We start from the raw sequence: 20,890 nt of genomic DNA, 5'->3' as shown, positions 1-20,890 counted from the left end.
CCTTTCGGTGGCTGGTTCATGGGACGAGTACCCGTTCCCCGGCTGAGAAACTAGCCGCGGAACGCCGGTCGAGCAGTCCGGAGACGAGCGCCACGGCGAGGCCGGCCGCGGCCAGCGCGGCGCCGATCCAGTTGGGGGCGGTGTAGCCGAGGCCGGCGTCGATGGCCTGGCCGCCGAGCCACGCGCCACCGGCGTTGCCGAGGTTGAACGCGGCGATGTTCGCCGCCGACGCCAGCGCCGGGGCGCCCTCGGCCTTGGCCAGCACGCGGGCCTGCAGCGGCGGCACGGTGGCGAAGCCGGCCGCACCGAACAACGCGATCGTGATCGCCGCGGGCACCTTCGCGTGCGCGGTGAACACGAAGGCCACCAGCACGAGCGCCAAGGCGGCGAGGATGACGTACAGGCTGGGCATCAGCTTGCGGTCCGCCGCCTTGCCGCCGAGCAGGTTCCCGGCGAACAGGCCGGCGCCGAAGAGCACGAGCAGCCAGGTGACGGCGCCGCTGGAGAAGCCCGCGACCTCGGTCATCATCGGCGCGATGTAGGTGAACGACGCGAACACCCCGGCGAAGCCGAGCGCGGTCATCACCAGCGCGAGCCACACCTGCGGGCGGCGGAACACGGCGAGCTCGCCGCGCAGGCCGGCGCCGGGCGACGGTTCCTGGTGCGGCACCAGCGTGAGGATGCCGATCGCGCCCACGACGCCGAGTGCGCTGACCACCCAGAACGTCGAGCGCCAGCCGAAGGCCTGGCCGAGCGCGGTGCCGGCCGGCACGCCGAGCACGTTCGCCACGGTCAGCCCGGTGAACATCAGGGCGATGGCGCCGGCCTGCTTGGCCGGGGCGACCAGCGACGCGGCGACGACCGAGCCGACGCCGAAGAACGCGCCGTGGGCCAGGGCGGCGACGACCCGGCCGGTCATCAGCAGACCGTAGCCCGGCGCGAGGGCCGACAGCACGTTGCCCGCGATGAACAGGCCCATCAGGGCGACGAGCACGGTCTTGCGCGGCACCCGCGAGGCCAGTGCGGTGAGCAGGGGAGCACCGACGACGACGCCGAGCGCGTAGCCCGAGATGAGCAGGCCTGCGGACGGGATGGAGACACCGAAATCGGCCGCGACCTCGGGCAGCAGGCCCATGATCACGAACTCGGTGGTGCCGATCCCGAAAGCGCTGATCGCCAGTGCGAGCAGAGCGGCGGGCATGGAACTTCCTTCTTCCGGGGTAGACTGCGTGCGTGGACAACTACAAGCGTCCGAGATAGTTGCACACGCGGGATATTGCACAAGCTTGCAGTTCTTCGGGCTGCGTGCGCAAGCCGGGAAGGGGTGAACCGTGTCACTGGACGACGACGCCGTCGAAGCCCGCGCACAGGGCTGGCGCACGCTGGCGGCCCTCCACGCGCGGATCGAGGACAGGCTGCAGCGCGCCCTCGAGCGCGACCACGAGCTGTCGGTGAGCGAATACACGGTGCTGGACGTGCTGGCCCGCCAGGACGGCTTCCACCTGCGGATGAACCAGCTCGCGAACGCGGTGGTGCTCAGCCAGTCCGCGACGACCCGCCTGGTGGCCCGGCTGGAAGGCCGGGGGCTGCTGGCGCGGTACCTGTGCGCGGACGACCGCCGCGGGATCTACACGGAGGTGACGCCGGCCGGCCAGGCGCTGCTGACGGCGGCCCGGCCGACGCACGACGCGGCGCTGGCGGAGGCGCTGACGGAGGCCGAGACGCGGCCGGAGCTGGCGCCGCTGGTCGGGGCGCTCGGTGCGCTCAGCTTCCGCGGGACCGCCTCGGCCTGACGGGGCCCGGGCTCGCCACGAAGAGGTCCCCGGCCTGGGGGTCCCCCGGTTTTCACGTTACCGGGGACCACCGACAATTCCGGGTTCGGTGGTTCGCGGATGAGGGGTCGACGCACGACGATTCCCCCGGACGGCGGCGCTCTGTCCGCCAGGTTGTCCGCGCGGCCGGGCCGGTATGGGCGTTTCTCCCGGTATCGTGCAAATGGGGGCTGACGGCGTCGGCCGTGAAGTTCTTGTCGCTCAAGGAAACCCAGTACCGCCGCGCCGGCCGGAACCATGGCCGGCGCGTGATCTCGCTGTGGACCCGCGCCAGGACCGGTGCGGGCTGGACCGGGGAACTGGAGGAGCCATGGGGAAAATCGGTGTCTGGCTGATCGGGGCACGCGGCTCGGTGGCCACCACCGCCGTCGCCGGGGCCGCCGCCTTGCGGGCGGGGCTCGCCGCGCGCACCGGCTGCGTGACCGACCTGCCGGACTTCGCCGGGGCCGCGCTGCCCGGCTTGGGGGAGCTCGTCTTCGGCGGCCACGACATCGCCGGCACGCCGCTGGTGAAGCGGGCCGAGCAGCTGAGCGCCGCCGGGGTGCTGCCGCCCGCGTTGCCCGAGGCGGTCGCGGCCGAGCTGGACGCCGCCGAGGCCCGGCTGCGGCCGGCGCCGACCGGAAGCGGCCGCGCGGCGGTCGAGCAGGTGATCGCCGATCTGACCGAGTTCCGGCAGGGACTGGACCACGTCGTCGTCCTCAACGTCGCTTCCACCGAACCGCCGTGTCCGCCGCACCCGGCGCACGCTTCCCTGTCCGCCCTCGAAGACGACCTCGACGTGCTGCCGCCGAGTGCGCTCTACGCCTACGCTGCCTTCCGCGCGGGTTGTGGCTTTGTCGACTTCACCCCGTCCACGGGCGCGCGCCTGCCCGCGCTCGACGAACTCGCCCGCGCCACCGGGCAGCCGTACGCGGGCCGCGACGGCAAGACCGGCGAGACGTTGCTGCGCTCGGTGCTCGCGCCGATGTTCGCCCAGCGCGGGCTGAACGTCCTGGCCTGGTCGGGCACGAACCTGCTCGGCGGCGGTGACGGCGCCACGCTGGCCGACCCCGGGGCCGCGTCGAGCAAGAACGCGTCCAAGCAGCAGGTGCTGGACCGGAACCTCGGCCGGCCGGTCGACGGCGAGGTGCACATCGACTACGTGCCGGCGCTCGGCGACTGGAAGACCGCCTGGGACCACGTGCTGTTCGAAGGGTTCCTCGGCACGCGGATGACGCTGCAGCTCACCTGGCAGGGCTGCGACTCCGCGCTCGCCGCACCGCTCGTGCTCGACCTCGCCCGGCTGACCGGCAAGGCGTGCCGCGACGGCGTGACCGGGCCGGTCGCCGAGTTCGGGTTCTTCTTCAAGGACCCCGTCGGCGAGGGCCCGCACGACCTGGCCTCCCAGTACGCGGCCCTGCGCGAGTGGGCGCACCGGTGAAGGCCCTGGCCGAGCTCGTCCGCGCGCCCGCCGCGCTGACCGTGCCCGGGGACGCCGTCGCCGGGGCCGCCGCCGCGGGCTGGCCGTTCGGCCGCCGCACCCTCGCCCTGACCGGCGCCTCGGTCTGCCTCTACTGGGCGGGCATGGCGCTCAACGACTTCGCGGACCGTGACCTCGACGCCGTCGAACGTCCCGAACGGCCGATCCCGTCGGGCCGGGTCCGGCCGGAGACGGCGCTCGGCGTCGCCACCGGGCTGACGGCCGGCGGGCTGGGCATCGCCGCGGCCGCCGGGGGACGGCGGGCCCTGCGCATCGCCGTGCCGCTGGCGGCGACCGTGTGGGCCTACGACTTCGCGCTCAAGAACACCGTGCTCGGCCCGGCCACGATGGCCGCGGCCCGCACCCTCGACGTCCTGCTCGGCGCGGGCGGGCGGAGAGCCGCGCTGCCCGCGGCGCTGGCCGTCGGAGCGCACACCTACGCGGTGACAACGCTGTCAAGGTCCGAAGTGGACGGTGCGAAGCCCGTGCTGCCCGCGGCCACGCTGGCCGCGACGGCGGGTGTGGGGGTCTTCGCCGGACGGGGTGGCCTGCTGTCGTCGGCGCTGCTCGGAACGTATGCCGTCACCACCGGCGGGGCGCAGTACGACGCCGTCCGCGACCCGGCCGCGCCGAAGATCCGGCGGGCGGTCGGGGCCGGGATCCACGGCATGATCCCGCTGCAGGCCGGGCTGATCGCCCGGGCAGGCGCATGGCGCGCGGCGCTCGCCGTGGCTGCCGCGTTCCCGCTCGCGCGGGCACTGGGCCGGAAGGTGTCGCCGACATGAGGTTCGGGTACGGCACCAACGGCTTCGCCAACCACCGGCTCGGCGACGCCCTGCGGGTGCTCGCCGACCTCGGGTACGACGGCGTCGCGCTCACCCTCGACCACCAGCACCTCGACCCGTTCGGGCCGGACCTCGCCCGGCGCGTTGCTGCACTGGCCGCCGACCTGGATCGGCTCGGCCTGGCCGTCGTGGTCGAAACGGGGGCCCGGTTCCTGCTGGACCCGTGGCGCAAGCACTCGCCGACGTTTCTCGACCCGGACCGCGCGCGCCGCGTCGAGTTCCTGACGCGGGCGGTGGCGATCGCCGCCGACCTGAACGCCGAAGCGGTGTCCTTCTGGAGCGGCAACAAACCCGCGGACCTAGAACCCGAGAGCGCCTGGGCGCATCTGGTCGACGGGTGTGCCGAGGTGCTCGAAGCCGCCGACGAGCACGACGTCCGGCTCGGGTTCGAACCCGAGCCCGGCATGCTCGTCGAGGACCTCGACGGGTACTTCGAATTGTCGAGGAGGCTCGGCGACCCGGCCCGGTTCGGGCTCACACTGGACATCGGGCACTGCCGCTGCAACGAGTCCGAGCCCGTCCCCGACTGCGTCCGCCGCGCCCTGCCGCGGCTGGTGAACGTGCAGATCGACGACATGCGCCGCGGCACCCACGAACACCTGGAGTTCGGGAAGGGCGAGATCGACTTCCCGCCGGTGCTGGCCGCACTCGAGCCGTACCCCGGGCTGGTCGCCGTCGAGCTCCCGCGGGACAGCCACGCCGCCCCGCGCATCGCTCGCGAGTCCCTGGAGTTCCTGCGGAAGGCGGTGGCCGCGTGAACGCCTGGCTGGAAAAGGCCCTGTGCGACGTGGCCGCCGACGCGACGGCCCTGCGCACGGTGTTCCCCGCCGTCGGCCGCCGGGTCGGCCGTACGGTGGCCGACACGGCTCGCGTGGAGCTGCTCAAGGCGGCCCCCGGCGCCGCGGCGGAGATGCCCGGGCTCTACCGCTACGGCGACGCGGCCGAGAAGCGGGCAGTCCTGCACGCACTGTCCGTTGTGGACATCGGCGACACCGGGGTCGAGCTGGTCGCGGACGCGCTCCGCACCAACGACACCCGTCTGGTCGCCGCGGCGATGGGCGAGTACGCCGCCACGCACCTCGACGCGCCCGCGTACCGCCACGGCGTCCTCAAGTGCGTCTTCATGGGCATCCCCCTGGCCGCCGTGGCCGGCCTCGACCGCCGGACCGACGAAGAACTGCTCCGCATGCTGCGGGACTTCGCCGCCGAACGCACCGCGGCGGGCCGCGAAGTCCCCGCCGATCTCCGCACCCTGCTGAACGAACAGGACGGCTGATGCGCATCTTCGATCCCCACATCCACATGAGCTCCCGGACCACCGACGACTACGCGGCCATGCACGCGGCCGGCGTCCGGGCGCTGGTCGAACCGGCGTTCTGGCTGGGCCAGCCGCGCACGAACGTCGGCAGCTTCACCGACTACTTCGACGCCCTCGTCGGCTGGGAGCCGTTCCGCGCGAGCCAGTTCGGCATCGCCCACCACTGCACGATCGCGCTCAACCCCAAGGAGGCCAACGACCCGCGCTGCGTCCCGGTGCTCGAGTTGCTGCCGCGGTACCTGGAGAAGGACGGCGTGGTCGCCGTCGGCGAAATCGGCTACGACTCGATGACCGCCGACGAGGACAAGGCGTTCGCCGCCCAGCTCGCGCTGGCGATCGCCCACGACCTGCCGGCGCTCGTCCACACCCCGCACCGCGACAAGGCGGCCGGGACCGAGCGGAGCATCGCCGTCGTCCGCGAGTCGGGGATCGCGCCGGACCGGGTGGCGCTCGACCATCTCAACGAGCTGACCGTGGCGATGGCCAAGGAGTCCGGCTGCTGGCTGGGCTTCTCCATCTACCCGGACACGAAGATGGACGAGGACCGGATGGTCGCGATCCTGCGCGAGTACGGCACCGAGCGCGTGCTGGTGAACTCGGCCGCCGACTGGGGCAAGAGCGATCCGCTCAAGACCCGGCGCACCGGCGACGCCATGCTGGCCGCCGGGTTCACCGAGGACGACGTCGACCGGGTGCTGTGGCGCAATCCGGTCGAGTTCTACGGGCAGAGCGGCCGGCTCGCCCTGGACGGCGAGCCGCCGGCCGCCGAGTTCGCGGGCAACTCGATCCTGCGGGGGGCGCGCAAGTGAGGTTCCGGCACCGCGACGGCACGTGCGTCCACCTCGCCTACTGCACCAACGTCCACCAGGCCGAAGACCTCGACGGCGTGCTCGCCCAGCTGGCCCGCTTCGGCGAGCCGGTCCGCGAACGCCTGGGCGTGGACCGGCTCGGGCTCGGCCTGTGGCTGGCCCGGCCGGTGGCCTCCGAGCTGGCCGGGGACCCGGCGGCGGTGGCCCGGCTGCGCCGCGAACTGGCCGTGCGCGGCCTGGAGGTCGTCACCTTCAACGGGTTCCCGTACCAGGGGTTCCACGACCCGGTCGTCAAGCACCGGGTGTACCGGCCGGACTGGGCGGCGCCCGAGCGCACGCGGTACACCCTGGACCTGGCGCGGCTGCTCGCCGAGCTGATGCCGGACGACGCCGTGCGCGGCAGCGTCTCGACCCTGCCGCTGGGCTGGCGGACGGAATGGCGGGGCGACGACGGGCAGCTGGCCGTCCTCGCCGAGGGGCTGGCCGCGCAGGACCGTCCGGTGCGGGTGGCGTTCGAGCCGGAACCCGGTTGCGTCATCGAGACGACAGCGCAGGCCGCGTCGCTCTTGTCCGAAGTGGACAACGAATGGCTGGGCATTTGCCTGGACACCTGCCACCTCGCGGTGGGCTTCGAAGACCCGGCCGCCGCGCTGGACCGGCTCGAGGCCGCCGGACTGGCCGTCGTCAAGCTCCAGGCGTCGGCGGCCCTGGAAGCCGCCGATCCCGCGGACCCGGTGACGCGGGCGGCTTTGGAGTCCTTCGTGGAGCCACGGTTCCTGCACCAGAGCACCGAAGGAGGTCCACCGGGGGCCGACGACCTCGACCTCGCGCTGGCCGGTGGCCTCCCGGGGCGGGAACCGTGGCGGGTGCACTTCCACGTGCCGTTGCACGCCGACCCGGCGCCGCCGCTGACGTCGACCCGGCCGGTGCTGACCGCCACCCTGGCCGGACTGTTCGGCGGGGCGGCCGCGCGGACCGACCACGTCGAAGTCGAGACCTACACCTGGCAGGTGCTCCCGGACGCACCCGCCGACGACGCCGGGCTGGTCGCGGGCATCGCGGCCGAGCTGGCCTGGACCCGGCGGGAACTGATCGCCCTCGGCCTGGAAGAGGTGTCCGCATGAGTTTGCTCGTCCTGGACGTCGTCGGGCTCACCCCGCGGCTCCTCCCGCACCTGCCGAACCTGCGCAAGATGGCCGAACCGGGCTTCACCGCTCAGCTCGACACGGTGTTCCCGGCGGTCACGTGCCCGGTGCAGTCGACGTTCCTCACCGGCCTGCAGCCCGCCGGGCACGGGATCGTCGGCAACGGCTGGTACTTCCGCGAACTCGGCGAGGTGTTCCTGTGGCGCCAGCACAACAAGCTGGTGCAGGGGGACAAGTTCTGGGACGCGGCCCGCCGCGCGCAGCCCGGCCACCGGGTCGCCAACGTCTGCTGGTGGTACGCGATGGGCGCGGACACCGACCTCACGGTGACCCCGCGCCCGATTTACCACGCCGACGGCAAGAAGTCCCCGGACTGCTACACGTACCCACCGCAGCTGCACGACCGGCTGGTCGGCGCCCTCGGCGAGTTCCCGCTGTTCACCTACTGGGGCCCGACGGCGTCGATCGCCTCGTCGCAGTGGATCGCCGCCGCGGCGCAGAAGATCATGGCCGAGGACAAGCCGGACACGACACTCGTCTACCTCCCGCACCTGGACTACGACCTGCAGCGCTTCGGCCCGGATGCGCCGCAGGCCGCGGAGGCCGCGCGCGAGCTCGACACGGCTTTGCGGCCCCTGCTGGACTTCGCGGCCGCGGGCGGACACACCGTCGTCGCCCTGTCGGAGTACGGCATCACGAACGCGAGCCGGCCGGTCGACGTCAACCGGGCGCTGCGCCGCGAAGGCCTGCTGAACGTGTACGTCCAGGCGGGCATGGAGTACCTGGACCCGTGGACGTCCCGGGCGTTCGCGGTGGCCGACCACCAGGTCGCGCACGTCTACGTCGCCGATCCGGCGGACCTCCCGCGGGTGCGGGACATCGTGGCCGGGCTGTCCGGTGTGGACGTGGTCCTCGACCGCGCCGGACAGGCCGGGCTCGGCGTCGATCACGAGCGGGCGGGCGAGCTGGTCGCGATCGCCGAGCCGGACGCCTGGTTCACCTACTACTACTGGCTGAGCGACGACCGCGCACCGGATTTCGCGAGGACGGTGGAGATCCACCGCAAGCCGGGCTACGACCCGGCCGAGCTGTTCTTCGACCCGGACGACCCGATGGTGAAGCTCAAGGCGGCGTCGGCGCTGGCCCGCAAGAAGCTCGGCCTGCGGTATTCGATGCAGGTCGTCCCGCTCGACCCGGCCCCGGTGCGCGGCAGCCACGGCCGCCTGCCCGACTCGCCCGAGGACGGACCCGTGCTGCTGTGCTCGGATCCGGCGTTCGCGCGCGAGAAGATCCACGCCACCGAGGTCAAGGACCTCCTGCTGGCGGCCACCGAGTGAAGGGAACTCCCGTGCGGGTGCTGGTGTTCTCCAAGACGGCCGGGTACCGGCACGCCTCGATCCCGGCGGGGATCGAGGCGATCCGGGAACTGGGGTCGGCGCACGGGTTCGCCGTCACGGCGACCGAGGAGGCGTTCACGGCGTCCTCGTACGACGTCGTCGTGTTCCTGTCGACCAGCGGCGAGGTGCTGGACGCGGCGCAGCGGGCGGCGTTCGAGTCCTACGTGGAGAACGGGGGCGGTTACGTCGGCGTCCACGCGGCGGCCGACACGGGGTACGGCTGGCCGTGGTACGGCGAGCTGGTGGGCGCCTGGTTCGACCGCCACCCGGAGATCCAGCGGGCCCGGTTCGTCACCGAGGACGGCACCCACCCGGCGACGGCCCACCTGCCGCCGGTGTGGACCCGGACCGACGAGCTGTACGACTTCCGCACCAACCCGCGTGGCCGCGTGCGGGTGCTGCAGACGCTCGACGAGTCCAGCTACACCGGTGGCCGGATGGGAGCGGACCACCCGATCACGTGGTGCCACCCGCAGGGCCGGGGCCGGGCGTTCTACACCGGGCTCGGGCACACGGCCGAGTCGTACGCCGATCCGGCGTTCCGCGCGCTCCTGCTGGGCGCGATCCGCTACGCCGCGGGAGGGCTTCCCGCGGCGTAGCGGCCGGTCAGCGCACGCCGAGCAGGTGCTCCAGGGCCAGCTGGTTGAGCCGGGTGAAGTGGTACCCGCGCGCGGCCGCGGCGTCGAGGTCGAACTCGTCGTTCAGCACGTCGTCGAACGTCTCGCCCGGGGCCAGGGTCGGCGTCGACAGGTCCGGGACCCGCGACGCCGCGAGCGCCTCGACGACCTCCGGGTCGGCCCGGAACGCGGCCGACTTCTCCTTGAGGATCAGGTACGTCCGCATGTTCGCCGCCGCGGACACCCATACGTCCGAAGCGTCTTCGGTGCGCAGCGGCTTGTAGTCGAAGTGCCGGGGGCCCTCGTAGCCGCCGTTCTCCAGCAGGTCGACCAGGAAGAACGCGCTCTTCAGGTCGCCGTGGCCGAAGATCAGGTCCTGGTCGTACTTCGGGCCGTGCTGGCCGTTGAGGTCGATGTGGAACAGCTTGCCCTGCCACAGCGCCTGCGAGATGCCGTGCACGAAGTTGAGCCCGGCCATCTGCTCGTGCCCGACCTCCGGGTTGAGCCCGAACAGCTCCGGCCGCGCGAGCTGCGAGATGAAGCCCAGCGCGTGCCCGATCGTCGGCAGCAGGATGTCGCCGCGCGGCTCGTTCGGCTTGGGCTCCAGGGCGAACCGCAGGTTGTAGCCCTTCTCGACGACGTAGTCGGCGAGCAGGTCCAGGCCCTCCTTGTAGCGGTCCAGCGCCGCGCGGACGTCCTTCGCGGCGTCGGACTCGGCGCCTTCGCGGCCGCCCCAGACGACGTAGGTCTCCGCGCCGAGCTCGGCCGCCAGGTCGATGTTCCGGCGTACCTTCCGCAGGGCGTACCGGCGGACGTCACGGTCGTTGCTGGTCAGGCCGCCGTCCTTGAACACCGGGTGGGTGAACAGGTTCGTCGTGGCCATCGGGACCTTGAGGCCGGTCTCGGCGAGCGCCTTGCGGAAGCGCTCGATCGCCTTTTCGCGGTCCGGCTCGGTGGCCAGCAGGTCGTCGTCGTGGAAGGTCACGCCGTAGGCGCCCAGCTCGGCGAGCCGGTGCACGCTCTCGACCGGGTCCAGCGCCGCCCGCGTGGCGACGCCGAACGGGTCGTTGGCGGGCCAGCCCACGGTCCAGAGGCCGAAGGTGAACTTGTCGGCCGGCTGGGGAGCGTAGTCGCTCATGACTGTCCCTTCATTTAGTTCACGTTGTAGACTAAATATGCGCCGCGGGGGTCCCCGGCGTCAAGTGCCCGGTTAGAGTGCTTCGGAGGAGGGACACGATGACGCAGGCCGTGCGGCACGAAGAGATGCGCGCCCGCAACCTCGAGGTCGTGCTGGGCGCGGTCAGCCGCGGCGGCCCGCTCACCCGGGCCGCGCTGGCCGAAGTCACCGGGCTGACGAAGTCGACCGTGAGCAAGCTCGTCGGCGACCTCGTGGAGGCCGGCCTGCTGGCGGAAACCGGCCCGGCGCGGGTCGGCGAACGCGGCCGGCCGGGGGTGGAGGTCGTGCTGAGCGGGGCCCGCGTGGCGTCACTGGGCCTGGAGGTCAACGTCGACTACCTCGCGGTGCGCGTGCTCGACCTTACCGGCGAGGTCCGCTTCGCCGCCCGCCGCGAACGCGACAACCGCGGCTCGCGGCCGAAGAAAGTGCTCGGGGAACTGCAGGAGCTGGCCACCGACGCGCTCGCCGAGGCCCACCGGCTGGGGCTCGAGGCGGCGGGCGCGGTGCTGGCGGTGTCCGGCCCGGTCGGCGACGGCGTGCTGTTCAGCGCCCCCAACCTCGGCTGGCAGGACGTCCGCCCGGCCGACCTGCTGCGGCTGCCGGTCCCGGTCGAGCTGGACAACGAGGCGAACCTCGCGGCGCTCGGCGAGCTCTGGTACGGCGGCGGCGAACGTGACTTCCTCTACGTGTCCGGCGAAATCGGCATCGGCGCCGGCCTGGTCGTGAACGGCGTGCTGTATTCGGGCGCGACGGGCCTGGCCGGCGAGCTCGGGCACGTGGTCGTGGCGCCGGAAGGGGCGCCCTGCCGCTGCGGTGGCACGGGCTGCCTGGAGACCTACGCCGGGCAGGAAGCCCTGCTGGCGGCGGGAAACGCCGTTTCGGTGCGGGCGTTGCTGGCGGCTCTCGAGCGCGGTGACGAGACGGCGCTGGCGGCCTGCGTGGCGGCCGGCCGGGCTCTCGGCGTCGCCCTGACGTCGGCGGTGAACCTGCTGGACCTCGACCGCATCGTGCTGGGCGGGGTGTTCACGCAGCTGTACCCGTGGTTGTCCGGGCCGGTGTCGGAGGTGCTGGCGAAGCGCCTGGGCGGCCTGCGCGGCACGCCCCCGTTCCTGAGCGCCTCCCGCCTCGGCGGGGACGCGGCCACGCTCGGCGCCGCCGGCCGGGTCGTCCACCGCGTCCTGGCCGATCCCGCGCCCTTCCTCACCCGGGCGTCGTGAGTGGTAAGGCGGGTTAGAACCCGCCTTACCACTCACGACAAGCCGCGGCAGACCTGCTAGCTCACCGCGGTGATCTGCACTAGCGACGAACCGACCGTGACGCCGGTGTCGGTCTGCACGGTCAGCTGACCGCGCAGGATCCGGCCCGCGGCCGGAGCCGCGGTGGCCGTCACCGTCGCCGGCACGGTCCACGAGCTGCCCGACGCCCGCAGCGCGTTCGCGTCGGTCACCGCGACCGAACCGAACGCCGGGTTGGTGAACACGTCGAGGTAGTCGTAGGCCGTGGTGCCGCCCGGCACCGCGTACCCGTCGACGAGCGCGACCCACACACCCGGGGCCGGGTTGGGCACGGTCACCGACTCCTCGGAGTCACCGTCCGCGCTGACGCCCGCCTGCACGCAGGAACCGGTCGTGCAGTTGTAGAGCACCAGGTCGAGGTCCGTGCCCACCACGGCGGGGTTGCCGATCGTGGCCGTCAGCGACGTCGAACCCGGCGTCACCGCGATCTGGTACTGCTGCTGCGTGCCTTCGGCGATCGTCGGCCGCTGCGTCTTCGCGCTGCCCAGCGTGGCGCCGGTCAGCTTGCCGGTGAACGCGCCGAGCGTGTTCTGCACGGTGTAGGACCGCGCGATCGGCGTGTTCAGCGTGGCCGAGGCGATCGTGTCCGGGTTCGGCGAGATCGCCGTGCCCAGCACCGAAGCCGACAGCTTGTACGGCGCTTCGTCCACATCGGACGTCCGCCGCGCTTCGACGACGATCTCCCACACGCCCGGGATCGGGTTGGCGATGGTCCGGCTGGTCGGCGTGCCGCCGGCGCAGCCGGCACCCGCGTCGGGCAGGTAGCACGCGGTCGTCGCGGTGCTGGCCTCGGCCGGGACACCGGTCGGGTCGTACCGCAGGAACCGCACCTGGCCCTTGCCCGGCGCGCCGCCGCCGGCGTCCAGGTCCACCTTCAGCGCGCTGGCGCCCTGCGGCACCCGCACGAAGTAGCTGGTCGCCTGGTTGCGGGCGGCCTTGCCCGAGTTGTCGACCTGGAAACCCTTGCCCGCGGCGAACTCCTGCGGCGCGAAGACCGTGTTCAGGGTCTGCACGTCGATGCCGATGGTCAGCGGGTTGTCCAGGTAGAGCAGGGCCGAGTGGACCCCGGCGCTCTTCGGGTTGACCTTGACGTCGAACGTCACCGGCGTGTTCAGCGGCAGGGCCACCGTGCCGGCGGAGGAGAACGTGCCGTCGTTGCCGACCCACCGCACGAAGTACGGCACCGGGTGCGCCGAGCCCGTGGTCCGGGTGATCGTGTACGTCCGGGTGTAGGCCTTGCCCGTGGTCACGCCCTCGCGGTCGTGGATGCCCACACCCGTGTTCGGCTTGGCCAGCAGGCCCGACTGCACGGTGTGCACCTCGACCGACGTCGAAACCGCGTCCGGCTTCGGGTTGAGCGAAAGCGCGACGAACGCGGCGGGGACGTTGAACAGGCCCGCGCCCTGGGCGTACGCGCCGATGCCCGGCACGAACCGCGCGGTCGACTTGATCGCCGCACGCAGCTGCGCCACCGGCGGCCGCTGGCCGTTGTGGGTCGCCTTGTACGCGCTCACCAGCAGGGCCGCCGCGCCGGTCGCCTGCGGCGCCGCCATCGACGTGCCCTGCAGCATCGCGTACCCGGCAGGCAGGGTGTACGTGCCGGCCACCGGGCTCGGCTGCTCCCACCGCGGGACGGTGGCGATGGCCGCGCCGGGCGCGATGATGTCCGGCTTGAAGCCGCCGTCCTCACGCGGGCCGCGCGAGGAGAACGGGTGCATCGACTCGGGGTTCTTGGTGACCGAGCCGTAGTTCGACAGCCAGGTCTCCTTGGTGATGTACGAGCCGACCGAGATCGCGTCCGTGGCCACCGACGGGTCGCCGACGGTGTTCGCCCCGGCGCCGCTGTTGCCGGCCGAGATGAAGATCTGGACGTTGTACTCGGCGATCGTGCGGTTGTAGAGCTCCGCGCGGGCGTTGTTGCCGTCGTTGAGAGCCGGCAGGCCGCCGATCGAGATGTTGATGACGTCGGCGCCGTGGCTGGCGGCGTAGACGACACCGTCGATGAGGCCGGAGGAGGTGCAGCCGGAGCTGGTGAGGCAGACCTTGACGGCCAGCACCTTCGCGCCCGGGGCCGCGCCGTCCATCTTGCCGCCGAACAGGTCGTTGCCCGCGGCGATGCCGGCGACGTGCGAGCCGTGCTCGGCACCGGCGATGCCGATGCCGACGTAACCCGGCTTGTCGGTCTGGACCACGAAGGCCATCCGCTCGGCGATGTCGGTCGCCGGGTTGTCGGTGCCGAAGAAGCCGACGTCGTACTTCTTGTTGTAGTCGGTCATCGGCTTCTCGTCGGTGAAGTCACCGTTGCCGTTGAGGTCGACCCGGACCTCCTTTGTCGCCGGGTCGAGCAGCACGCCCCAGGAGTCGGCGCGGTCGCCGTCGCGGTTGATGTCACCGCCGGTCTCGCTGTCCGCGGCGCCCAGGTCGCCCGCGGTCTCGCCGAACACGCCGAAGGTGTACGGGCCGCCGGTCGCCGGGGCCGTCCACGTCTTGCCGTTCGCGGTGAAGGTGCCGGTGTAGGTCTGGGTCGACTGCTTGACCCAGGTGCCGTCGCCGGAGTTGGTGGCGTTGGCGTTGTACCAGTCGACGATCTTGCGTTCGCCGTGGCTGGTGGTGGCCAGCGCGGGGGAGTCGAGGTCGACGCCGGAGTCGAGCACCGCGACCGTGGTGTCCTTGCCGTCCCAGTTGGGCAGGACCTGGCCGAACTGCGCGGCGTAGGTGTCGCCGGTCGGCAGGTACGGGTTGACGCGCGGGGTGTTCTTGCCCGGGGCCGGCTGGGGCAGCGGAGTCATCGCGCCGTCGGGCTTCGGGTCGTCGCGCACGATGAGCCCGTCGACGTCGACGGCGTTGACCGACTTGAGCTTCGCGGCCTTCTCGGCCTTGTCGGTCGGAACGCTGACCTTGACGTAGTCGAGCTTCGTGTCGGTGGACTGCACGACGCCGCCGAGGGCCTTGAGCTCGTTCACGGCGGTGCCGGTCTGGCCCTTTTCCGCGGCGATCAGCAGCGTGACGTCGGGCTTCCCGGCCTTCTCGGCTTCGGCGACGAGCGCGCGGTCGTGCTCGTCGAGGGTCTTGCCGTCGGCCGCGCCGGTGGTCGGCGGGGCCTGCTGGGCGGAGGCCACCGGGACAGCCACCCCGAGGACGGAGGCGCCGAGTGCGGTGGCGAGGACGGTGATCCCGGCCCGCCGTCTCCAGCGCGATCTGTGCTGTGTCACTGAAACGACCCTTCGTGGAGAAATGCGTACCGAGCAGTACACAGGGCGAGATCTTCGGCAGCAATCAGACAGTTAGCCCAAAGTCCGCAATTGGTTGCGAGCCAAATGGCCTAATTGGTTGGTCCGTGACGGGAAGCGGCACTTTCACGTGAAAGTGCCGCCTTGCTATACCTGCGTATAGAGGGCTATATTCACGTGTAGTCAACTGCACGCACGTATAGGATCGCTGATGAACACCGAAGACCTCACCGCCCGGGCCCGGATCCGCGACGCCGCCATCAAGCTCTTCACCGAGCGCGGCATGGAGAAGACGTCGATCCTCGACATCGCCAGGGAAGCCGGCGTCTCCGGTGGCCTGATCCGGCACCACTTCGGCTCCAAGGACGGCCTGCGCGAGGCCTGCGACACATACGTCTTCGACGAGCTGATGAAGTTCAAGGAAGAGGCACTCGCCAAGGGGGAGGCGGACCCGGGGTTCGTTCCGACGTTCGACACGCGCCAGCTGCTGTTCCGCCGCTACATGGGCCGCGCGATGATCGACGGCTCCGCGGCCGCGGCCGCGCAGTTCACCGAGATCGTCGACGGCACCGAGCGCTACTTCCGCGAGCAGGACCTCGGCATGCCGGACCCGCGGGCCTGCGCGGCCGCGCTGGCCGCCATGACCGGCGGACTGATGATCCTGCAGGACCACGTCGCCCGCGCGCTCGGCGAGGAGCCCGGCACCCACGAAGCGATGCTGCGCATGTCGCTCGCCGCCGGGTTCCTGTTCACCCATCCGCTCGCCACGCCCGAAACCCTGAAGAAGGCCAGTGAATCGCTGGCCGCGTACCAACGGAAGGAATGACGATGGCCGACGCGATCACCGCCGACGGCCTCACCAAGGCGTTCGGCCGGACGAAAGCCCTCGACGGGCTCGACCTGACCGTCCACACCGGCGAGGTGCACGGCTTCCTCGGGCCCAACGGCGCCGGTAAGACCACCACCATCCGCGTCCTGCTGGGGCTGATGCGCGCCGACGGCGGCCGCGCCACCCTGCTCGGCGGCGACCCCTGGGCCGACGCCACCGAACTGCACCGGCGGCTCGCGTACGTCCCCGGCGACGTCACGCTCTGGCCCACCCTGAGCGGCGGCGAGGTCATCGACCTGCTCGGCCGCCTGCGCGGCGGCCTCGACCGCGCTCGCCGGGCCGAGCTGATCGAGCGCTTCGACCTCGACCCGCGCAAGAAGGGCCGGACGTACTCGAAGGGCAACCGGCAGAAGGTCGCGCTCGTCGCCGCGCTGGCGTCCGATGTGGAGCTGCTGGTGCTCGACGAGCCGACGTCCGGGCTCGACCCGCTGATGGAAGAGGTGTTCCGGGAGGTCGTCGCCGAGGAACGCGAACGCGGCGACCGGACGGTGCTCCTGTCCTCGCACATCCTCTCCGAGGTCGAGGCGCTGTGCGACCGCGTCACGATCATCCGGGCCGGCCGCACGGTCGAGTCCGGCACCCTGGACGAGCTGCGGCACCTGGGCCGGATCACGATCGACGCCTCGCTCGCGCACGTGCCCGCGAACCTGGCCGGGCTGCCCGGGGTGCACGACGTGAGCTCGTACGGCTCGCACGTCCACCTGTCCGTCGACCCGATGGCGCTCGACGACGTGATGCGGCACCTCGCCGGGGCCGGGCTGCGGAGCCTGGTGAGCCGCCCGCCCACGCTCGAAGAGCTGTTCCTGCGCCACTACCGCCGCGACGAGCCGGTCGGAGCGGCCCGATGACGGGGACGTGGGCGCTGCTGCGGCTGGCGCTGCGCCGCGACCGCCTGCTCCTGCCGGTCTGGGTCCTCGGCCTCGCGCTCGCGCCGGTCGGCTACCTGTCGTCGATCAAGGCCGCGTACCCGGATGCCGCGGCACGGCAGCACTTCTTCGACCTCAACGCTTCGAGCGCGACCTTCGTCGTGCGCAACGGCCCGCTGTACGGCTCTTCGCCGGGCAACCTCCTGGCCTGGCAGTGCGGGTTCGTCCCGGTCGTCGTGGGGCTGATCGCGCTGCTCACCGTGGTCCGGCACACCCGGACCGAGGAGGAAGCCGGCCGCCGCGAGCTCACCGGCGCCACGGTCGTCGGACGGCACGCGGGGCTGGCCGCCGCGGTGCTCGCCGCCTGCGGTGCGTGCCTGGTGTTCGGCCTGGTGACCGCGCTGGGCGTGGCCGCGCAGGGCGAGCCGTGGGCGGGTGCGTTGGCGCTCGGAGCCGGATTCGCTTTGGCGGGCTGGGTGTTCGCCGGCGTCGGCGCGGTCGCGGCCCAGCTGACGTGGGGCGCGAGCGGCGCGCGGGGCATCGGGATCGGCGTGCTGGTGTTCGCGTTCCTGCTGCGGTCGGCCGGCGACAGCAGTGACGCGGCGGGCTGGCTCGCGTGGCTGTCGCCGATCGGCTGGGCGCACCGGCTGCGGCCGTTCGCGGGGGAGCAGTGGTGGGTGCTCGCATTGGGCGTCGTCGCGACCGGTGCTTCGGTGCTCGTGGCCGTTGCGCTGGCGGCGCGCCGGGACCTCGGCGCGGCGGTGCTGCCGGCCCGGCTCGGGCGTTCCGAGGCGAAGGCGTCCCTGCGCTCGCCGCTGGCGCTGGCCTGGCGGCTGCAGCGGGGGACGCTGCTGGTCTGGACCGGGTGCCTGGGGCTGGTCGGGCTGCTGATGGGCGGGGTCGCGCAGAACGTCGCGGACACGATGCGGGACAACCGCGCGGTCGCGGACGTGGTGTCCCGCATGGGCGGCGGCGGTGCGGTGCTGGACGCGTACCTGGCGGGGACGATGACGTTGTTCGGCCTGGCAGCGGCGGGTTACGCGGTGCAGGCGACGCTGGAGCTGCGTGCGGAAGAGACGGCGGGCCGCGCGGAACCGGTCCTGGCGACGGCGGTCGGGCGCGTCGGCTGGGCGCTGGCCCACCTGATGTTCGCGTTCTTCGGACCGGCGGTCGTTTTGGCGGTGACGGGCTGGACGACCGGACTGGCCTACGGAAGCGGGTTCGGGCTCGTCCCGGCGGCACTGGCCCAGCTGCCGGCGGTGTGGGTCCTGACGGGCCTGGCGGCGTCGCTGATCGGCTTTCTGCCGCGGTGTTCGGCGGCGGCTTGGGGGCTGCTGGCGGGGTTCTTGCTGCTGTCCCTGGTGGGGACGGCGTTGCAGTGGAGTGCGGTTGTGCTGGGCCTTTCGCCGTTCCAGCACTTGCCGCGCCTGCCGGGCGGGACGTTCTCGGCGGGACCGGCGCTCTGGCTGGTGCTGATCGCCCTGGTCGCGGGCGCGAGCGGGGTGTTCGCGCTGCGGCGCCGGGACATGCCGGTGGGTTGACAACGCAACGGAACCACGGCAGGGGTCTGAGGAGACACCGCGAGGCGAGGCCTGTGCGCGCTTTCCACGCACGGGCCTCGCTGTTCGGCGGTGCTACCGCGAGAGGCTGATATCCCGGTAAGCCCACCTCGCGGCGGCGCCGTCCGGGGCGGCCAGGGTGATCAGAACACTGTCGGCACCGCCCACCACGTCGGCCGGGACCGGGATGTGGATCGGCCAGTTCCCGTCGCAGCGCGGAGTCGAACTCGCGCTGCCACCGTCGATACCCTTCCCCGCCGCGTAGGAGTCTCCGTAGACAACCCGGCCACATCCGACGGCGTGCAGCGTGCCATCGAGGGTCACCCACCGGTTGGTGAAGGTGGCGGTCCCGGTGGCGTAGCTGGCTCCGTAAGGGACGTAGAAGTTCCGGACGACAGACACCTGCGCGGCCGTCGCGGCGGGCGCGGTGGCGAAGATGAGCCCGGCTGCGGCTACGCCGGCCGCCGTGGACTTCAGCATGGTGAACAAGAGGGTCCCCCCGGTGGTCGATTCGGCGCCCGGGAGTTCCGGGCTCGCAGCGCAACACGCGCACCTCGATGGCCAGGTTGTGGCCTGCGAACCGGTTTCACCCGAATGCTGATCTCGCGAGCTCTGCCCGCTTGTCCGGACTTCGGCGGACGCGGTGGCAACCGAGGGAGTCGAACCCTGCGCGGCTTGTGAAGGCGGCGCTCCTGACCGGCCCTGACCCTTCGGCGGGCGACGGCTGCCGATGTTTACAACGCTCCTGATACCCCCGCCATTTCACTTCCAAGCGCGGCTTCACCCGGATGGGTCCGGCTGGCAAGGTGGTCCGCATGGATGATCTCCTGCTGCGCCGCGTCCGGCCGGGTCTCGGCGGCGACCTCGCCGACGTCCGGGTGAACGACGGCCGGGTCACGTCGATCACCGAACCGGGCTCCTCGGGGTTCGCCGCGCGGGTGGTCGACGGGCACGGCGGGACGCTGCTGCCCGGGCTGGTCGACGCGCACGTCCACGTGGTGCAGTGGGCGACGTTCCGGCGTCGCATCCCGTTGGACGCGGCCCGTTCGGCGGGCGAGGCGATCGAGCTGCTGCTCGCGCACCTGCTGGCGACGCCGGCGCCGCAGACGGAACTCGTCGTGGGCGCCGGGTTCCGCGACGCGCTGTGGCCGGACAAGCCGCACAAGGACCTGCTGCAGCGGGCGCTGCCCGGGCGCGCGGTCGCGTTGTTCAGCGCGGACCTCCACACGCTGTGGCTGAGCCCGGCGGCGCTGAAGCTGATCGGCCGCGACCACCCGACCGGCGTCCTGCTGGAGGGCGACTGCATGACGGCGACGGCCCAGCTCCCGACGGCGGCGATCGACGTCCAGGACCGGTGGGTCGCGGAGGCGGTGGCCGCGGCGGCCGCGCGGGGCGTGACGCAGATCGTCGACTACGAGTACGCGGACACGGTGGCGGACTGGGCGCGGCGGGGCGCACCGGCGGCCCGGATCTCGTGCGTCGTCGCCAGGCACCTGCTGGACCAGACCATCGAGCGCGGCCACCGCACCGGCGACGTCCTGCCGGACTCCGGCGGGCTGCTGACGGTCGGGCCGTACAAGCTCTTCGTGGACGGCTCCCTCAACACGCGCACGGCCTACTGCCACGACCCGTACCCGGGCGTGGATTCGCCGGGATCGCTGGAACTGCCGCCGGAGGAGCTCGTCCCGTTGATGCGGCGGGCGTTCGACCACGGGCTGATCCCGGCGGTCCACGCGATCGGCGACCGGGCGAACACGATCGCGCTGGACGCGTTCGAGGAGGTCGGCTGCCCGGGCCGCATCGAGCACGCGCAGCTGCTGTCCCCGGCCGACGTGCCGAGGTTCGCTGCTCTCGGGGTGATCGCGGCGGTCCAGCCGTCGCACCAGCCGGACGACCGCGACGTCGCCGACCGCCACTGGCACGGCCGGACCGAGCGGGCGTTCCCGTACCGCTCGCTGCTGGAGTCGGGAGCCCGCCTGGAGTTCGGTTCGGACGCCCCGGTGGCCCCGCTGGACCCGTGGGACGGAATAGCCTCGGCGGTGTCCCGCACGGACGACGACCGCCCACCGTGGCACCCGGAGCAGGCCATCTCCCTCCCGGACGCCCTGGCCGCCTCCTCCGGCGGCCGCCGAGGCGTGGCGGTGGGAGACATCGCGGACCTGACGGTGACGGCGGCGGACCCGTCAACCCTGTCCCCGGCGGACCTCCGCACCCTCCCGGTGACGGCGACCATCGTCGGTGGACGAGTAACCCACCACATCTGACTCGCCGCAATTAACCATTCGCGGCCGTTCGGCAGGGAAACCTCGCAAGGTTCATTCGAGTGCGGAGTAGTTGTCACTCGGGTGGCCCAAACCTGCACCGCTGCGTAACGTCTCTTCGCCGGACGTCGACTCTGTGGGGCGTAGGCACCATTCGAAGATCAGGTGTCCGGTCCTCCGGAACGCACCTT

General features: G+C 72.3%; 18 protein-coding genes. 14 read left to right on the top strand and 4 right to left on the bottom strand.

Going from position 1 to position 20,890, the window contains the following annotated elements:
* Positions 1–16: 16 nt before the first annotated feature.
* Positions 17–1,201 carry an MFS transporter gene (locus tag IE317_RS07820; protein ID WP_191307711.1) on the bottom strand — a complete coding sequence of 395 codons (1,185 nt, stop codon included), beginning with the start codon at positions 1,199–1,201 and terminating at the stop codon, positions 17–19.
* Positions 1,202–1,331: 130 nt separating this feature from the next.
* Between IE317_RS07820 and IE317_RS07815 the strand changes: the two genes are divergently transcribed.
* From IE317_RS07815 to IE317_RS07775, 9 genes are all read left to right on the top strand, one after another.
* Positions 1,332–1,793 (top strand): MarR family winged helix-turn-helix transcriptional regulator, encoded by a 462-nt coding sequence (locus IE317_RS07815; protein ID WP_191307709.1) that lies wholly within the window; start codon positions 1,332–1,334, stop codon positions 1,791–1,793.
* Between the two features lie 349 nt (positions 1,794–2,142).
* Entirely contained in the window at positions 2,143–3,252 is a 1,110-nt protein-coding gene (locus tag IE317_RS07810; protein ID WP_191307707.1) for an inositol-3-phosphate synthase, read from the top strand.
* Positions 3,249–4,076 carry an SCO3242 family prenyltransferase gene (locus IE317_RS07805; protein WP_373308995.1) on the top strand — a complete coding sequence of 276 codons (828 nt, stop codon included), beginning with the start codon at positions 3,249–3,251 and terminating at the stop codon, positions 4,074–4,076. The genes IE317_RS07810 and IE317_RS07805 overlap by 4 nt, the downstream gene beginning before the upstream one ends.
* Entirely contained in the window at positions 4,073–4,894 is an 822-nt protein-coding gene (locus IE317_RS45285; RefSeq protein WP_191307704.1) for a sugar phosphate isomerase/epimerase family protein, read from the top strand. Before IE317_RS07805 ends, IE317_RS45285 begins: the two co-directional genes overlap by 4 nt.
* Positions 4,891–5,412, top strand: a complete 522-nt coding sequence (locus IE317_RS45280; RefSeq protein WP_191307702.1) for an EboA domain-containing protein — start codon at positions 4,891–4,893, stop codon at positions 5,410–5,412. The genes IE317_RS45285 and IE317_RS45280 overlap by 4 nt, the downstream gene beginning before the upstream one ends.
* Positions 5,412–6,263 (top strand): TatD family hydrolase, encoded by an 852-nt coding sequence (locus IE317_RS07790; RefSeq protein ID WP_191307701.1) that lies wholly within the window; start codon positions 5,412–5,414, stop codon positions 6,261–6,263. The genes IE317_RS45280 and IE317_RS07790 overlap by 1 nt, the downstream gene beginning before the upstream one ends.
* On the top strand, positions 6,260–7,387 hold the full coding sequence (eboE, locus tag IE317_RS07785; RefSeq protein ID WP_191307699.1) for a metabolite traffic protein EboE: 1,128 nt from the start codon (positions 6,260–6,262) through the stop codon (positions 7,385–7,387). Before IE317_RS07790 ends, eboE begins: the two co-directional genes overlap by 4 nt.
* The gene (locus IE317_RS07780; RefSeq protein WP_191307698.1) at positions 7,384–8,745 is read left to right on the top strand and encodes an alkaline phosphatase family protein; all 1,362 of its coding nucleotides are present in this window, start codon (positions 7,384–7,386) and stop codon (positions 8,743–8,745) included. The genes eboE and IE317_RS07780 overlap by 4 nt, the downstream gene beginning before the upstream one ends.
* Before the next feature lie 11 nt (positions 8,746–8,756).
* Positions 8,757–9,404 (top strand): ThuA domain-containing protein, encoded by a 648-nt coding sequence (locus IE317_RS07775; protein WP_191307696.1) that lies wholly within the window; start codon positions 8,757–8,759, stop codon positions 9,402–9,404.
* 7 nt (positions 9,405–9,411) lie between these two features.
* Here IE317_RS07775 and xylA read toward each other — a convergent pair whose 3' ends face one another.
* A complete protein-coding gene (gene xylA / locus IE317_RS07770) occupies positions 9,412–10,560 on the bottom strand; it encodes a xylose isomerase (RefSeq protein WP_191307695.1) in 1,149 nt (382 codons plus the stop codon).
* A 98-nt stretch (positions 10,561–10,658) separates the two neighbouring features.
* Here xylA and IE317_RS07765 point away from each other — a divergent pair, with 98 nt between their 5' ends.
* Positions 10,659–11,816, top strand: coding sequence for an ROK family transcriptional regulator (locus IE317_RS07765; protein ID WP_191307693.1), 1,158 nt, complete (start codon positions 10,659–10,661; stop codon positions 11,814–11,816).
* Positions 11,817–11,872: 56 nt separating this feature from the next.
* On the opposite strand, the gene IE317_RS07760 is transcribed toward IE317_RS07765, so the two are convergent.
* Entirely contained in the window at positions 11,873–15,106 is a 3,234-nt protein-coding gene (locus IE317_RS07760; RefSeq protein ID WP_191307691.1) for a S8 family serine peptidase, read from the bottom strand.
* A gap of 229 nt (positions 15,107–15,335) precedes the next feature.
* Between IE317_RS07760 and IE317_RS07755 the strand changes: the two genes are divergently transcribed.
* The 3 genes from IE317_RS07755 to IE317_RS07745 are packed head-to-tail and all read left to right on the top strand — an operon-like array spanning position 15,336 to position 18,420.
* The gene (locus tag IE317_RS07755; protein WP_191307690.1) at positions 15,336–15,950 is read left to right on the top strand and encodes a TetR family transcriptional regulator; all 615 of its coding nucleotides are present in this window, start codon (positions 15,336–15,338) and stop codon (positions 15,948–15,950) included.
* Positions 15,951–15,952: 2 nt separating this feature from the next.
* Positions 15,953–16,861, top strand: a complete 909-nt coding sequence (locus IE317_RS07750) for an ABC transporter ATP-binding protein (protein ID WP_191307688.1) — start codon at positions 15,953–15,955, stop codon at positions 16,859–16,861.
* Complete coding sequence (locus IE317_RS07745) at positions 16,858–18,420, top strand: ABC transporter permease (RefSeq protein ID WP_191307687.1); 1,563 nt, start codon at positions 16,858–16,860, stop codon at positions 18,418–18,420. The genes IE317_RS07750 and IE317_RS07745 overlap by 4 nt, the downstream gene beginning before the upstream one ends.
* Positions 18,421–18,513: 93 nt before the next feature.
* Here the strand turns inward: IE317_RS07745 and IE317_RS07740 are convergent, their stop codons facing one another.
* Positions 18,514–18,918 carry a hypothetical protein gene (locus tag IE317_RS07740; RefSeq protein WP_191307685.1) on the bottom strand — a complete coding sequence of 135 codons (405 nt, stop codon included), beginning with the start codon at positions 18,916–18,918 and terminating at the stop codon, positions 18,514–18,516.
* Positions 18,919–19,253: 335 nt separating this feature from the next.
* Between IE317_RS07740 and IE317_RS07735 the strand changes: the two genes are divergently transcribed.
* Positions 19,254–20,702, top strand: a complete 1,449-nt coding sequence (locus IE317_RS07735) for an amidohydrolase (RefSeq protein ID WP_191307683.1) — start codon at positions 19,254–19,256, stop codon at positions 20,700–20,702.
* Positions 20,703–20,890 lie beyond the last annotated feature (188 nt).

Source organism: Amycolatopsis bullii (assembly GCF_014654205.1).
Taxonomy (GTDB): Bacteria; Actinomycetota; Actinomycetes; order Mycobacteriales; family Pseudonocardiaceae; genus Amycolatopsis; species Amycolatopsis plumensis.
This window is presented reverse-complemented; position numbering and strand designations above follow the sequence as displayed.